At 67.3% G+C, this 14,727-nt stretch carries 16 protein-coding genes; 10 read left to right on the top strand and 6 right to left on the bottom strand.

Annotated elements, in window-relative coordinates; all coding sequences use genetic code 11:
* Window position 1: 1 nt before the first annotated feature.
* On the top strand, window positions 2-1,210 hold the full coding sequence (locus HWX09_RS32810; RefSeq protein ID WP_027784526.1) for a glycosyltransferase: 1,209 nt from the start codon (window positions 2-4) through the stop codon (window positions 1,208-1,210).
* Here the strand turns inward: HWX09_RS32810 and HWX09_RS32805 are convergent.
* Complete coding sequence (locus tag HWX09_RS32805) at window positions 1,167-1,856, bottom strand: CmcI family methyltransferase (RefSeq protein WP_027784525.1); 690 nt, start codon at window positions 1,854-1,856, stop codon at window positions 1,167-1,169. The genes HWX09_RS32810 and HWX09_RS32805 overlap by 44 nt on opposite strands.
* A 25-nt stretch (window positions 1,857-1,881) precedes the next feature.
* Here HWX09_RS32805 and HWX09_RS32800 point away from each other — a divergent pair, with 25 nt between their 5' ends.
* The gene (locus HWX09_RS32800; RefSeq protein WP_027784524.1) at window positions 1,882-2,847 is read left to right on the top strand and encodes a phosphotransferase; all 966 of its coding nucleotides are present in this window, start codon (window positions 1,882-1,884) and stop codon (window positions 2,845-2,847) included.
* Window positions 2,848-2,859: 12 nt separating this feature from the next.
* Here the strand turns inward: HWX09_RS32800 and HWX09_RS32795 are convergent, their stop codons facing one another.
* Together HWX09_RS32795 and HWX09_RS32790 are read right to left on the bottom strand one after the other, a co-directional pair.
* The gene (locus HWX09_RS32795) at window positions 2,860-3,438 is read right to left on the bottom strand and encodes a polysaccharide deacetylase family protein (protein ID WP_027784523.1); all 579 of its coding nucleotides are present in this window, start codon (window positions 3,436-3,438) and stop codon (window positions 2,860-2,862) included.
* A 16-nt stretch (window positions 3,439-3,454) separates the two neighbouring features.
* On the bottom strand, window positions 3,455-4,027 hold the full coding sequence (locus HWX09_RS32790) for a hypothetical protein (RefSeq protein ID WP_027784522.1): 573 nt from the start codon (window positions 4,025-4,027) through the stop codon (window positions 3,455-3,457).
* A 283-nt stretch (window positions 4,028-4,310) separates the two neighbouring features.
* Here HWX09_RS32790 and HWX09_RS32785 point away from each other — a divergent pair, with 283 nt between their 5' ends.
* Window positions 4,311-4,793 (top strand): DUF2501 domain-containing protein, encoded by a 483-nt coding sequence (locus tag HWX09_RS32785; protein ID WP_027784521.1) that lies wholly within the window; start codon window positions 4,311-4,313, stop codon window positions 4,791-4,793.
* Between the two features lie 150 nt (window positions 4,794-4,943).
* On the opposite strand, the gene HWX09_RS32780 is transcribed toward HWX09_RS32785, so the two are convergent.
* Entirely contained in the window at window positions 4,944-5,309 is a 366-nt protein-coding gene (locus HWX09_RS32780) for a hypothetical protein (protein WP_027784520.1), read from the bottom strand.
* 268 nt (window positions 5,310-5,577) lie between these two features.
* Between HWX09_RS32780 and HWX09_RS32775 the strand changes: the two genes are divergently transcribed.
* The 3 genes from HWX09_RS32775 (at window position 5,578) to HWX09_RS32765 (ending at window position 9,035) form a co-directional block, all read left to right on the top strand.
* Entirely contained in the window at window positions 5,578-7,014 is a 1,437-nt protein-coding gene (locus HWX09_RS32775; RefSeq protein WP_027784519.1) for an aldehyde dehydrogenase family protein, read from the top strand.
* Window positions 7,015-7,137: 123 nt separating this feature from the next.
* Entirely contained in the window at window positions 7,138-8,328 is a 1,191-nt protein-coding gene (locus HWX09_RS32770; RefSeq protein WP_027784518.1) for a nitronate monooxygenase family protein, read from the top strand.
* Window positions 8,329-8,393: 65 nt separating this feature from the next.
* A complete protein-coding gene (locus tag HWX09_RS32765; protein WP_027784517.1) occupies window positions 8,394-9,035 on the top strand; it encodes an OmpW family outer membrane protein in 642 nt (213 codons plus the stop codon).
* Window positions 9,036-9,110: 75 nt separating this feature from the next.
* On the opposite strand, the gene HWX09_RS32760 is transcribed toward HWX09_RS32765, so the two are convergent.
* On the bottom strand, window positions 9,111-9,314 hold the full coding sequence (locus HWX09_RS32760; protein ID WP_027784516.1) for a DUF1289 domain-containing protein: 204 nt from the start codon (window positions 9,312-9,314) through the stop codon (window positions 9,111-9,113).
* A gap of 419 nt (window positions 9,315-9,733) precedes the next feature.
* Here HWX09_RS32760 and HWX09_RS32755 point away from each other — a divergent pair, with 419 nt between their 5' ends.
* The 4 genes from HWX09_RS32755 to HWX09_RS32740 all read left to right on the top strand — a co-directional run bounded on the left by HWX09_RS32755 (window position 9,734) and on the right by HWX09_RS32740 (window position 13,816).
* Window positions 9,734-10,828 (top strand): polyamine ABC transporter substrate-binding protein, encoded by a 1,095-nt coding sequence (locus HWX09_RS32755; RefSeq protein WP_027784515.1) that lies wholly within the window; start codon window positions 9,734-9,736, stop codon window positions 10,826-10,828.
* Between the two features lie 86 nt (window positions 10,829-10,914).
* Window positions 10,915-12,075 carry a polyamine ABC transporter ATP-binding protein gene (potA, locus tag HWX09_RS32750; RefSeq protein WP_027784514.1) on the top strand — a complete coding sequence of 387 codons (1,161 nt, stop codon included), beginning with the start codon at window positions 10,915-10,917 and terminating at the stop codon, window positions 12,073-12,075.
* A complete protein-coding gene (locus tag HWX09_RS32745; RefSeq protein ID WP_006488137.1) occupies window positions 12,072-12,998 on the top strand; it encodes an ABC transporter permease subunit in 927 nt (308 codons plus the stop codon). The genes potA and HWX09_RS32745 overlap by 4 nt, the downstream gene beginning before the upstream one ends.
* Window positions 12,995-13,816, top strand: coding sequence for an ABC transporter permease subunit (locus tag HWX09_RS32740; RefSeq protein ID WP_027784513.1), 822 nt, complete (start codon window positions 12,995-12,997; stop codon window positions 13,814-13,816). The genes HWX09_RS32745 and HWX09_RS32740 overlap by 4 nt, the downstream gene beginning before the upstream one ends.
* Before the next feature lie 104 nt (window positions 13,817-13,920).
* Here the strand turns inward: HWX09_RS32740 and HWX09_RS32735 are convergent, their stop codons facing one another.
* Window positions 13,921-14,727: a sulfite exporter TauE/SafE family protein gene (locus tag HWX09_RS32735; protein ID WP_027784512.1), complete on the bottom strand. Its 807-nt coding sequence runs from the start codon at window positions 14,725-14,727 to the stop codon at window positions 13,921-13,923.

The following is a 14,727-nucleotide window of genomic DNA, read 5'->3' as shown; positions in this document are numbered from 1 at the left end:
CATGAAACGCATCCTGTTCTGCGTGGTGCCCGAGAAGGGCCACGTCAATCCTTGCATCGGCCCGGCCCAGCATCTGCGCGCCGCCGGTTGCGACGTCGCGTTCTATGCGCCGGCCGACATCAGCGAACAGCTCGACGGCGCCGGCGGCTTCACGTTCGTCGGGCCGCGCGAGACGCCCGAGCGCCACGACCTGTCGCGCGGCGCGAGCTTCGCCGCGAACATTCGCGACGCCGACTGGCTGCGGCACTGGATCCGCACGCTGCTGATCGACCTCGCGCCGGCGCAGGTGGACGGCGTCCGCGCGGTGCTGCGCGAATGGCAGCCCGACGTCGTCGTGATCGATCCGCTGCTCTATGCCGCGGCGATCGCCGCCGAACTGGAAGGGCTGCCGTGGGTTTCGATGTCCAATTCGCTGAATCCGGTGTTGCCGGACGATCTCGATTCGGAACTGCTGCGCACGGTGCGATGGCTCGAACCGGAACGCACGCGGCTGTTCGCGCGCTACGGCCTCGACGCACGCTTTCGCGGTTGCGACGTGCTGTCGCCGCACCTGACGCTCGCGTTTACGACCGACGCGCTGGTCGGCGCGCCGCCGCCCGGTGTCGAACTGGTCGGCCCCGCGATGCCGTCGGGCCCGCGCGGCGACGAGACGGCGTTCCCGTGGGAACGCCTCGATGCGGATCGCCCGCTCGTCTATATGTCGCTCGGCAGCCAGCTTTACTACCATCCGGAGGTGTTCGCGAAGGTGATCGACGCGACGCGCGCGACGTCCGCGCAACTGGTGCTGTCGGTCGGCGAACTGCTCGATTCGGATCTGCTGCCGGCCGGCGACGAACGCGTGATCGCGGTACGGTACGCGCCGCAACTGGCGCTGCTGCGGCGCACGCACGCGTTCGTCAGCCACGGCGGCGCGAATTCGGTGATGGAGTCGCTCGCGTGCGGCGTGCCGATGCTGCTGTCGCCGTTCTGCAACGACCAGTTCCATTCGGCGCACTTCGTCGAGCGGGCCGGCGCGGGCTGCGTGCTCGATCTGCAGCAGGCCGGCGTCGCGGACATCGCCGACGCGCTCGAACGCCTGCTGCGTGCCGGACCGTTGCGCGAGCAGGCGGCACGGATTCGCGACAGCTATGCCGCGCGCGACGGCTCCGCGCAAGCCGGCCGCCTGATCAGCGCACTCGCTTCAGGAAACCGCCTGGCGACAGCGTCATGAGTACGCGGTCCTCGATGTCGTGGTCGACTTCGAATCGATCGTCGCGGGCAAGAAATTCGCGTGCTGCCGTGGCCGGGTTGTTGCCTCGACCGTACGGCTTGCCGTCGAACATCGACTCGGGCAGGTGCTCCATGATGGTGTCCATCACGATCGCGTAGCTGCCGGGCGTCACGAAGGGCGCATAGCATTCGAGTTCGCGCAGCACGTGCGCGTGCGTATGCGTGAGATCGAGGATCGCCATCACGCGTGCGCCGTCGCCGATCTGCGCGCGCACCGATGCGAGTGTGTCGGCCGCGCACGATTCGCCTTCGATCAGCACCATGCGATGCGCGAGCCGGTGCGCGTGCAGGCGCTGCCTGACCTCGTCGCGCAGGCGCGGTTCGATCGCGACGACGCGGCCGGGGTTGCCCGCCAGCTCGAGCATCGACGCGGTGAACACCACGCCGCCGCCCGCCGCGATGCCGGTCTGGACGATGCAGTCGGGGCGCTCGCGCCAGATCAGTTCCTGCAGCGCGAGCATGTCGCCGGGCAAATGGAAGAAGCGCTCGCCGAGCCAGCGCGTCTGGAACAGATGGCCGAATTCGGCGGCTTGCGTCAGCCATTCGATGTTGATGTCCCGCATGCGGGCCGAAGGACGCTCTGACATGGTCAATGGAACGAGTAGGAGTGACGTGAAAACGCTGGAACCGTGGCTGCACCGGTACTGGAACATCGGGCCGGCGCGCCTGCAGGCGCTGGCGTCGGGCCATACTAACAAAACGTATCTCGTCGAGTGTGATGCGGGGCGCACGGTGCTGCGTGTGTCGTGGGCCGGCAAGCCGCTCGGGCAAATGCGGCGCGAGGCGTTGATCCTCGGCCGTCTCGGGGATGCGCGCACAGCGTCGACGCTGCCCGCGCTGCCTCGGCTGAGGCTGACCGTCGATGCGCAAACCGGCGTGCAGACGTCCGACGGAAGCTGGCTGCATCTGTTCGAGCATATCGACGGCCATCCCGGCTTGCCGGACGACGCACACAAGGGGGCGACCGATGCGATGCGCACGCTCGCGCATCTGCATGCGGCACTGGCCGCGATACCCGCAAGCGAAGCGGCGCCGCTGGCGTGGTTGTCCGCACGCCATGCGCGCGTCGCGGCGCGCGCGATGCCGTCGCTGCCGGGCGACCTGCGCGGCGCTTACGACACGGTGATCCGACGGATCGGCGCGCATCTCGACGCGGCGTCGGCGTGGCTCACGGGGCAGGCGCATTGGCTGCACGGCGACTATCACGCGGGCAACCTGCTGTATGTCGGCAACGCGGTGAACGGCGTGCTGGATTTCGACGATGTGGGGCAGGGGGCGCAATGGCTCGAGGCGGCCTTTGCGTCGTTCGCGCTGTCGCGCGATGCGGGCCGGGACGACTGCTTCGTCTTCGACCGTGGGCGATGGGCGGCCTGCCTGCACGCTTATGCGGCGACGCGGCCCGATGCGGCGCCCGAATGGCTGCGCGACAAGCACGAGCCGTTGATGGCGCTGTTCTGCGCGGACCAGACGCTGATCCATCTCGAAGCCGCGCAGCGCGGACTGTGGATGCCGGGGCCCGGCATCGGCTTCCTCGGCGGCTGGCGTCAGTTGCTGGACGGGGCGCTGCCCGCGGGTTAGCCGGCCGTCGCGTCAGCGCTGCCGGTTCAGGAACAGCCGCACGGCTTCGACCGTGTTGGGCCGCGCGTCGCCGTGCCGCGATCCGTCGTGCAGGCAGAACAGCGCGTCGCGATGCTGCGCCGCGCAGGCATCGGCGTGCGCGCACATCGCGTCGAACAGCGCCTGCGGCGATGGCGCCGGCCGCTGCCAGTCGTCCAGTATCGCGGTCCAGCCCGTGTGTTCGCGTTGCAGGCGCGCGAGCACGGCAGCGCGATCGTCCTGCGGCATCAATCCGTACGGAAGACGCAGCGGGATCGCGTCCGGCGCGGCAAGGCCGGCGCGGCGGTAGATGTCGCGAATCAGCGTATCGGTCGTGTGGATTTCGTCGATCAGTGCGACGTCCGCGAGCGCACCCGGCCTCGCATGCGAATGGGTGTGATTGCCGAGCCGATGGCCTTCGCGCGCGATTCTCGTTGCGACGTCGAGCGCGCCCGCCAGGTGCTTGCCGAGCACGAAGAAGGTCGCCGTGCACGATGCATCGCGCAGCACGTCGAGCAGCGCGGGCGTGGACGGGCCGGGACCGTCGTCGAAACTGAGGTGGATGGATGTCATGAGTCGTCCGGGCCGCTCACTGAACCGGCTCGATGGCCAGCGGGCACGTGCCGACCGGACGCAGCCGGGTGCCCGTCCATTCGTAGAAGAACCGTGCCGCTTTCGCGTTGCCGTCGCCGCAATCGTCGTTGAAGCAGCCGGCGACGATCAGCAGCTTGCTGCCGGCACGGAAGTCGACGCGCTCGTCGTCGTTGCCCATCACGCCCGAGACGGATTTCACGCCGGGCATCGTGTACGTCGCGCCCGTGTCCTTGTCGACGATCGCGAAATTTCGGCAATCCGTTCCGCAACCCCAGATCGCGACGCGGTAGTGACCGGCAAAATTGGCCGGTTGCGCGAATTCGCCACGAATGACGGTGCGATACAGGCGCGCTTCGCTGCTGGTGAGCCGAGGCGACGCGGCCGGTTTGCGCGGCGCGCGGGCGGCGGCCGGTGCCGGATAGCGGTCGAACGAAGGCGACGCGCAGGCCGCGGCCGCCGTGGCTGCGGGCGCGGCACCGGCGGCACCAGCGGCACCGGCGGTACCGGCGCCGGCCATCAGCGCGGTCGATGCGCCGGCGATCAGCAGAAGTCGATGGGCAAGCGCCACGCGAGTGTCCTTCATGTTCGAGATTGATGTCGGGCCGCAGCGGCCGAACGGCCGGCGACGACGATTCTATGACGCTTCGCGCGGGCCGGCGATACGGAATGGCGGTCGCCCGCGTGTCGCGCCGGCGATGCCGCGCGGAATCGCCGGTCAAGCATTGTCAAATCGCCGCGATATCACGATGCCTGACGTTTCATGCGGCTCCGAAGGCTGTCACGCGCCGGTCGATTGAGTATCCTTGGATGCGATTCGCGGTATTCACGCAGTCACAACCGGGAGGCTTTACATGAATGCACGTCTTTATCGCGCGACCGTTGCCGGCGCGCTGATCGGATTGCTCGCGCCGTTTTCGGTCGCCCATGCGCAACTGGGCGACGTCCTGAAGCAAGTCGGCGGTGGCGGCGATTCAGGCGGCAGCGCGGGCGGAGCGCTGGGCAACCTCGGCGGACTCGGCGGCGCGCTGACGGGCGGCGGCGGTGCGTCGCTGACGCCGGGTAGCACCGGCAACGTCGCGGGCCTGCTGCAGTTCTGCATCCAGAACAACTATCTCGGCGGCGCAACCGGCGGCGGCGCGTCGTCGGTGAAGGATGCGCTGATGGGTAAGCTCGGCGGCAACGCGTCGTCCGACAGCGGCTATACGAGCGGCGCGAGCGGGATCCTCGACGCAGGCAACGGCAGCAAGCTCGACCTGAGCGGCGGCGGCCTGAAGCAGCAGGTGACCAAACAGGTTTGCGACAAGGTGCTGACGCAGGCCAAGTCGCTGCTGTAAACGCATCGGCACGCATCGCGCGTGCTGTTGCTGGGGGCGGTGCATACGCACCGTACCCCGTCGATCATTCCGGCCGTTACGTTCGTCACGGCGAAAAGCGCGTCGCGCTCGGCGATGCCGCGACCCGTGCACAGGCGGGCCCCGGACGGCTCAATCGGCCAGCCGCTTGTCCGCGAGCGCCTTGCAGCAGTCTTCGTACACCCATTGCACGAGTTTGGCCCGGTAGTCGAGATCGTCGGTATCGACGATTTCCTCGACCGCGTCGCGTGCCCACGACGCGTCGACGAACCCCGCATGCCGCTTCGCGATGTCCTGCGCAAGCGCCGCGAGCCTGGCGACTGCGAGCCAGTCGGCCTGGCGGTGATGACGGTCGAGCCAGCGGTGCGCGGCCTGGACCTGGAACGCGGCGTCCGGCCATGATTCGTTGAGATAAAACGCGCCGAGGTTGCCGCAGGTGAGCCAGCAAAGCAGCTCCAGGCGGTCTTGCGAGCCGAGGGTATGGGATGCGTCGGACATGGCAGCGCTCACGAAGTGCGTCGATTCCGGGCGGCGCCGGCCGCAACGGGCCGGTGCCGATAATAAAAACATAGCACGATGCAGGCCCGGCCGCGCAACCGGGTCGATGCCGACGTGGCGGCGGCCCGACGAATGTATTGCCGGCCATGCGCGGCGGCCGGCGGAGCACCGGCGCGAGGGCGCTCCGGTTCTTTCGAATGGCTGTCATTCGTCACACCAGCCACCGAAACGCTCGCTAGAATGTCGGCTTCCCTGGAGGCGGAAAACGATGAAAATCTACGACCAGTTCTACATCGACGGCGCATGGCGCAAACCGGCCGGCACCGGCACGATCGACGTGATCGATTCGGGCACCGAAGCCGTGATCGGCCGGATTCCCGAGGGCGTCGCGTCCGACGCGCAGGACGCGATCCGTGCGGCCCGCGCGGCCTTCGACGCATGGGCGGCCACGCCGGCCGCGACGCGCGCGGGTTACCTGCGCAAGATCGTCGAGCATCTGCAGGCGCGCAGCGAGGAACTCGCGCAGTCGATCACCGGCGAAGTCGGCATGCCGATCAAGCTGTCGCGCGCGATCCAGGTCGGCGGCCCGATCTACAACTGGAAGGCGTACGCAAAGCTCGCCGAATCGTTCGAATTCGAGGCGCGCGTCGGTAATTCGCTGGTGGTGCGCGAGCCGGTCGGCGTCGTCGCGGCGATCACGCCGTGGAACTACCCGCTCAACCAGATCACGCTGAAGGTTGCGCCGGCGCTCGCGGCCGGCTGCACGGTCGTGCTGAAGCCGTCCGAGGTCGCCCCGCTCAACGCGTTCATGCTCGCCGAAGCGATCCACGCGGCCGGGCTGCCGGCCGGCGTGTTCAACCTCGTGTGCGGGTATGGTCCGGTCGTCGGCGAGGTGCTGGCGACCGACCCGGACGTCGACATGGTGTCGTTCACCGGCTCGACGCGTGCGGGCAAGCGCGTGGCCGAGCTGGCGGCCGCGGGCGTCAAGCGCGTCGCGCTGGAGCTGGGCGGCAAGTCGGCGTCGGTGATTCTCGACGATGCCGATTTCGCGACGGCGGTGAAGGGCACGGTCAACGCGTGCTACCTGAACGCCGGCCAGACCTGCTCGGCGCATACGCGGATGCTGGTACCGGAAGCCCGCTACGACGAAGCGCGCGAAATCGCGAAGGCCACGGCCGAAACGTACGTCGCGGGCGACCCGCGGCAGGACGCGACGCGCCTCGGCGCGCTTGCGTCGGCCGCGCAGCAGCAGCGCGTGCAGGCGTACATCCAGCGCGGGATCGACGAAGGCGCCGAACTCGTGACGGGCGGCATCGGTTTGCCGAAAGGGCTCGCGAAGGGCTTCTTCGTGAAGCCGACCGTGTTCGGCCGCGTCGATCCGAAATCGACGATCGCGCAGGAAGAGATCTTCGGGCCGGTGCTGTCGATCATCACGTATCGCGATGAAGACGAGGCCGTGCGGATCGCGAACGATTCGCCGTACGGGCTCGGCGGCGCGGTGTGGGCCGGCAGCGACGAACGTGCGATGCGCGTCGCGCGCCGCATCCGCACGGGGCAGGTCGACATCAACGGCGGTACGTGGAACGGCGCGGCGCCGTTCGGCGGCTTCAAGCAGTCGGGACACGGCCGCGAGAATGGCGTGTACGGGCTCGAAGAGTATCTCGAATACAAGTCGATGCAGCTGAAGCCGGCGAAGCCGGCCTGAACGCCGCTCGCGGCCCGAACCGGAAACGGCACGTTCGCGTGCCGTTTTTTTATTGACGGCCGTCAAGGTGCGCGGCGCTGGATCGTCGATCATCGCGGTTCCGATGTTCCGACGAGGTTTCAGATGACCGTACGCACTTCCTTTCCGCCGCTGACGATTCGCGGCCGCACCTTGCTGCCCGTCGTGCAGGGCGGCATGGGCGTCGGCATCTCCGCGCACCGGCTGGCGGGCAGCGTCGCGCGCGAGGGCGCGGTCGGTACGATCGCGAGCATCGACCTGCGCCACCATCATGCGGATCTGCTCGCGCGTTGCCGCGCGCAACCCGATCGCGCGACGCTCGAAGCGGCGAACCTCGACGCGCTCGCGCGCGAGATCCGTCTCGCGAAGACCTACAGCGAAGGGCGCGGGATGATCGCGGTCAACGTGATGAAGGCGGTGAGCGCGCATGCGGACTACGTGCGGGTCGCGTGCGACGAGGGCGCGGACGCGATCGTGATGGGCGCGGGCCTGCCGCTCGATCTGCCCGACCTCACGCAAGGGGACGACATCGCGCTGATCCCGATCCTGTCGGACAGCCGCGGGATCGCGCTGGTGCTGAAGAAATGGATGAAGAAGGGGCGCCTGCCCGATGCGATCGTGATCGAGCATCCGGCGCACGCGGGCGGGCACCTCGGCGTCACGCAGATCGACGACATGCACGACGGCCGTTTCGATTTCGCGCGCGTGCTCGACGAAACCGCGCAGGTGATGGCGTCGCTCGGTCTCGCCCGCGAAACGATCCCGCTGATCGTGGCCGGCGGGATCAACAGTCACGATACGGTGCGCGCGGCGTTCGCGGCCGGCGCGAACGGCGTGCAGGTCGGGACGCCGTTCGCGGTGACGGAAGAAGGCGATGCGCATCCGCAATTCAAGCGCGTGCTCGCCGAGGCGACGCCCGACGACATCGTCGAATTCGTCAGCGTGACGGGGCTGCCGGCACGCGCGGTGAAGACGCCCTGGCTCGATCGTTACCTGCGCAACGAGACGCGCATTCGCAACAAGCTCGGCGCGCTGAAGCAGCGCTGTCCGACCGCGCTCGAATGCCTGAGCGTATGCGGGCTGCGCGACGGCATCGAGAAATTCGGCCACTTCTGCATCGATACGCGGCTCGCGGCCGCGCTGCGCGGCGACGTCGCGAACGGACTGTTCTTCCGCGGCCGCGAAGCGTTGCCGTTCGGCCGCGCGATCCGCAGCGTGCGCGATCTGCTCGACCTGTTGCTGACGGGCAGTGCGACCGAGCCTGCGACAAACCGTCCTGCGTTTACGCTGGCTTGACGGATATCAAGATGACGAAAAGACCCTACAGGGAGAATGGAAACCATTCTTTGGGGGTCCGTACCATGCATGAAACGATTCGAACTTGTGTCACCGCAGCCGCCGTCGCGGCCGGCATCGTCGCGATGCCGTCGCTGTCGCATGCGGCGTCGCCGGGCGACGGCATCAACCAGGGCGACGTCCTGGTCCGGCTGCGCGCGATCAGCATCCAGCCGAACGAGCGCGCGAGCGATACGCTCGGCGCCATCAACACGGGCGTGAACAACGCGATCGTGCCCGAGCTCGACTTCACGTACATGATCCGCGACTACCTCGGCGTCGAGCTGATCCTCGGCACGTCGCGGCATCAACTGACGTCGAGCCTCGGCAATCTCGGCGGCGTGGGCGTGCTGCCGCCGACGCTGCTGCTGCAGTATCACTTCAACCATGCGGGCAAGGTGCGGCCGTACGTCGGCGCCGGGTTGAACTACACGTACTTCTACAACAACGGGCTCAACGTCGGCGGGCAGGGCGTATCGATCGACAAGAGCAGCTTCGGCCCCGCGTTGCAGTTCGGCGTGGACGTGCAGTTGACGAAGAAGGTGTTCATGAACGTCGACGTGAAGAAGATCTGGATGAGCACCGATGCGACGCTCGGCGACAAGGGCATCGGCACGCTGCACATCGATCCGCTGATCGTCGGCGTGGGCGTCGGGATGAAGTTCTAGACGCGACGGAAAAAGAACAGAGTTGGGGTTGGCGGCATGGCGGTCGGCATGCCGCTCTTTTTTTGCGCGGCCGATTTACAGCTTGTCGTACTGGAAGCGCATCGCGGTGCCTTCGCGCGTGATGCGCTCCCACACCGCGCGCTTTTCGTCGTCGCTCAGGAACACCCAGTTCGAGACTTCGCCGGCCGTGCGGCCGCAGCCCTTGCAGACTTCGTCGAAGAGCGTCGAGCACACGCCGATGCAGGGGCTGTCGGGGAGGTCGTGAAGATTGGAGGCCATCGGGAAGGTTCGCGCAGTTGAATCGTCAGCCGCCATTTTAATGCATCGCGGCGGCCCGGCCGGCCGCCGGCACCGGCGTGTTGTCCCGGCGCGGGAGCGGGACGGTTCGGGCGGGCGTCGGGCTCGCTCGCCGAGCGGGCGCACCCGGCATGCGAACGCAGGTTCGTCACCGTCCGTTTTTCCCGGTGGACAGCCGCCGATTACCCGATAGAATTCCCCCGGAACGCCCCGCCGCACGGGCGGCCCGAGCGGCCGGCAGCGGGAATCTGTTCCGTTTGCGCGACACCGGCATGATTTTTTTGTGACGGGGCGCGAATGATGGTAGTTTTCGGGGTTTTCGAGGGGCGGCGCGCCAGAATGCGCCGCCATGACGAAGCAGACGGCAGCCGGGCAATGCGTCCGGCCGGAGGGAGAACGGGATGAAAGCAAAGGTAGTGGGCCGGTTCGCGGCGCTCGCGCTGTGCGTGGGTGCATCGGCGGCAGCAGCGAAGGATACGCAGCTCAATGTCTACAACTGGTCGGACTACCTTGCGAAGGACACGATCCCGAACTTCGAGAAGCAGGCGGGTGTCAAGGTCCGCTACGACAACTACGACAGCGACGACACGCTGCAGGCGAAGCTGCTGACGGGCAGCTCGGGCTACGACATCGTCGTGCCGACCAGCAACTACGCGGGCAAGCAGATCGCCGCCGGCATCTTCGCGCCGCTCGACAAGTCGAAGCTGCCGAACCTCAAGTACCTCGATCCGCAACTGATGGCGCTCGTCGCCGGCGCGGATCCGGGCAACAAGTACTCGGTGCCCTGGGCGTACGGCACGACCGGTCTCGCGTACAACCTGACGAAGGCGCAGCAGGCGCTCGGCAAGGTGCCGCTGGACAACTGGGACATCCTGTTCAAGCCGGAAAACCTCTCGAAGCTGAAGGCCTGCGGCGTGTCGGTGCTCGATGCGCCCGACCAGATGTTCGCGGCCACGCTGCACTACATCGGCAAGGATCCGATGAGCACGAACCCGGCCGACTACAAGGCCGCGATGGAAGTGCTGAAGAAGATCCGTCCGTACATCACGCAATTCAACTCGTCGGGTTACATCAACGACCTGGTCGGCGGCGACATCTGCTTCGCGTACGGCTGGTCGGGCGACGTCGTGATCGCGAAGCATCGCGCGATCGAGGCGAAGAAGCCGTACAAGATCGAGTACTACATTCCGAAGGGCGGCGCGCCGGTGTGGTTCGACGTGATGGCGATCCCGAAGGATGCGAAGAACAAGGAAGCCGCGCTGCAGTGGATCAACTACATCGAGGATCCGAAGGTGCACGCGGCGATCACCAACGCGGTGTACTACCCGAGCGCCAACGCCGAGGCACGCAAGTACGTGCGCCCCGACGTCGCGAACGACCCGGCGGTCTACCCGCCGGCCGACGTCGTGAAGACGCTGTTCCTGCTCAAGCCGCTGCCGCCTGAAATCCAGCGTCTGCAGACGCGTCTGTGGACCGAGCTGAAGTCGGGCCGCTGACACGAGCCGAAGTGAACCCGCAGTCATGAAGCCCCTGGTGCCCCCGGGGGCTTTGTTCGTCTAACGCAGGAGAGAAGCAGCACATCATGAATAGCCAGTCGGGCGCGCCGGTCGCGGGCGCGCCGTTCTCCGTTTCCTCCTCCGGCGCCGATGCGCGCGCCGAGAACTTTGTCCAGATCGTCGACGTCGTCAAGAAATTCGGCGACACCGAAGCCGTGCGCAGCGTCAATCTGACCGTGCGCCAGGGCGAGCTGTTCGCGCTGCTCGGCAGCTCGGGCTGCGGCAAGTCGACGTTGCTGCGGATGCTCGCGGGCCTCGAGACGGTCACGTCGGGCAAGATCCTGATCGACGGCGAGGACCTCGCGCAGATGCCGCCGTACAAGCGGCCCGTGAACATGATGTTCCAGTCGTATGCGCTGTTCCCGCACATGTCGGTCGAGTCGAACGTCGCGTTCGGGCTGAAGCAGGAAGGCACGCCGAAGGCCGAGCTGAAGGCGCGCGTCGCTTCCGCGCTCGAACTCGTGCAGATGGGCAAGTACGCGAAGCGCAAGCCGCACCAGCTGTCCGGCGGCCAGCAGCAGCGCGTCGCGCTCGCGCGTTCGCTGGTCAAGCGTCCGAAACTGCTGCTGCTCGACGAGCCGATGTCCGCGCTCGACAAGCAGATTCGCCAGCGCACGCAGATCGAGCTCGTCAACATCCTGAACAAGGTCGGCGTCACCTGCATCATGGTCACGCACGACCAGGAAGAGGCGATGACGATGGCGAACCGCATCGCGGTGATGAGCGAAGGCCAGATCGTGCAGATCGGCTCGCCGAACGAGGTGTACGAATACCCGAACAGCCGCTTCTCGGCCGAATTCATCGGCTCGACGAACCTGTTCGACGGCGTGACCGTCGAGGACGAACCCGATCACGTGTACATCGAATCGCCGGAACTGCCGAGCCGGCTGTACGTGAGCCACGGAATCTCGGGCCCGCTCGGGATGCCGGTCACGGTGTCGGTGCGCCCCGAGCGGATCGCGCTCACGCGCAAGCCGCCCGAAGGCGCGTTCAACTGGGCGCGCGGCAGGATCAGCAACGTCGCGTACATGGGCGGCTATTCGCTGTATCACGTCAAGCTCGACGCGGGCAAGACGGTGATCGCGAACGTGTCGAGCCTCGCGATTTCCGAGCTCGACACGCCGTCGCTCGGCGACGAGATCTACGTGCGCTGGAGCGCGACCGCCGGCGTGGTGCTGACGTCATGAATGCGTTCAAGTCCCTGCTGGAGTGGCCGGTGCGGCGCTTCAACCTGACGGGCGCCACGGCGGTCGTCGCCGGGCCGTTCACGTGGCTCGTGCTGTTCTTCCTCGTGCCGTTCGTGCTGGTCGTGAAGATCAGTTTCGCGGAGCTGCAGCTCGGCATCCCGCCGTATACGGAGCTCGCGTCGTACGCGGACGGCGTCGTGCACATCGCGCTGAACCTGTCGCACTACGCGTTCCTGTTCACGGACAGCCTGTATTTCGCGACCTACGTGAACTCGGTATGGGTCGCCGCGATCACGACGTTGCTGTGTCTGCTGCTCGGTTATCCGATGGCGTACTACATCGCGCGTTCGAACCCGGCCACCCGCAACCTGCTGATGATGGGCGTGATGCTGCCGTTCTGGACGTCGTTCCTGATCCGCGTGTACGCATGGATCGGGATCCTGAAGAACAACGGGCTGCTGAACAACTTCCTGATGTGGATCGGGCTCACCCATACGCCGATCGAGCTGTACCGGACGAACTACGCGGTGTACATCGGGATGGTGTATTCGTACCTGCCGTTCCTCGTGATGCCGCTCTACGCGCACCTCGTGAAGATGGACCTGCGCCTGCTCGAGGCTGCGTACGACCTCGGCGCGAAGCCGTGGAAGGCATTCGTGCAGATCACGCTGCCGCTGTCGAAGAACGGGATCATCGCGGGCTGCCTGCTGGTGTTCATCCCGGCGGTCGGCGAATACGTGATTCCGGAGCTGCTCGGCGGCGCGAATACGCTGATGATCGGCCGCGTGATGTGGAACGAGTTCTTCAACAACGCGGACTGGCCGATGGCATCGGCCGTGACGTGTGCGATGGTGTTGCTGCTGCTCGTGCCGATGGCGATGTTCCAGCACTTCCAGGCGAAGGAACAGGGAGGCCGCCGATGAAGCCGAACCGCTATCTGCAGTTCGCGGCGCTGTTCGTCGGCTTCGCGTTCCTGTACATCCCGATCATCAGCCTGATCGTCTATTCGTTCAACGAGTCGAAGCTCGTCACCGTGTGGTCGGGTTTTTCGTTCCGCTGGTACGCGGCGCTCGTCGAGGACGACGAACTGCTGACGGCCGCGTGGCTGTCGCTGAAGATCGGCGTGCTGACCGCGTTCGCGTCGGTGTTCATCGGCACGTGGGCCGGCTTCGTGCTCGCGCGGATGGGGCGCTTTCGCGGCTTCGCGCTGTTCAGCGGGATGATCAACGCACCGCTCGTGATTCCCGAGGTGATCCAGGGGATCTCGTTGCTGCTGCTGTTCATCGAACTGGCGAAGTGGATCGGCTGGCCGGCCGAGCGCGGCGTGTTCACGATCTGGCTCGGCCACGTGATGCTGTGCATCTCGTACGTCGCGATCATCGTGCAGTCGCGCGTGCGCGAGTTGAATCCGTCGCTGGAAGAAGCCGCGCTCGATCTCGGCGCGACGCCGCTGAAGGTGTTCTTCACGATCACGCTGCCGCTGATCTCGCAGGCGCTGATCGCGGGCTGGCTGCTGTCGTTCACGCTGTCGATCGACGATCTCGTGCTGTCGGCGTTCCTGTCGGGCCCCGGCTCGACGACGCTGCCGCTCGTCGTGTTCTCGCGTGTGCGTCTCGGCCTGAATCCGGAAATGAACGCGCTCGCGACGCTGTTCATCGTCGCGGTGACGGCCGGCGTCGTGATCGCGAACTTCGTGATGCTGCGTCAGGAACGCAAGCGGCTGGCGGGGTTCGCGGCCTGACACGCCGGTTGCGGCCGTCATGAAAAACGCCCGGTGCCGACGACGAGTCGGGCCGGGCGTTTCGTTTTGGCGGTGCGTGACGATCGCCGGCCCGTCGCCGGCGTTCACGCGCCGAACGCCGCCTTCGCCAGCAGCCCCAGCGCGACGCACACGAGCACGGCCGCGAAGCCGGCCTGCACGTGCCGCGCGGCGAGATGGCGCGACGCGCCGCGGCCGGCGGCCATGCCGAGCGCGGTCGCGACGGTGAACCACAGCGTCACGTCGAGCGGCGCGCGCGTGCCCGACACGAGCGTCGCGAGCACGCCGCCGGTGCCGACCAGCGCGATCACCATCAGCGACGTCGCGACCACCCCATGCATCGACACGTTCGTGAACTTGCGCAGCATCGGCACGATCACGAAGCCGCCGCCGACGCCGAGCAATCCCGTCATCAGGCCCGTGACCGCGCCGGTCGACGCCAACGCGATGCCGACGGGCCACGACCACACGAGCCGGCCCGTATCGGGATTCACGCGGCCGACGCACAGCGGCGACGCGTCCGCATCGGCCGCCTGCCGCCGCAGCGCCTGTCGCAGCAGGCGGCCGGCGACGACCAGCATCGTCAGCGCGAACAGCGTGAGCAGCAGGCGCTGCGGCAGCACGTGCGCGAGCCGCACGCCGAGCGTGGTCAGCGGCACGCCGGCCACGGCCATCAGCAGCGCCGCGCGATAGCGCACGAGCCCGCGGCGGAAGCCTTCGAGCGCGCCGAGCGCGGCGCTGCCCGCTACCGCGACGAGTGCGACGGGGGTGGCCTGCTGCATCGGCCAGCTCATCCCGACGACGAGCGCGGGCACCGCGAGAATGCCGCCGCCGGCGCCGGTCAGGCCGAGCACGGCGCCGACGAAGCCGCCCAGTACGAGGGAAATCAGCAT

The sequence above is a fragment of the Burkholderia sp. BCC1208 genome, assembly GCF_902833095.1.
Taxonomy (GTDB): domain Bacteria; phylum Pseudomonadota; class Gammaproteobacteria; order Burkholderiales; family Burkholderiaceae; genus Burkholderia.
Note: the sequence above shows the minus strand (reverse complement) of the source record. Positions and strands in the feature narration are given on the sequence as shown.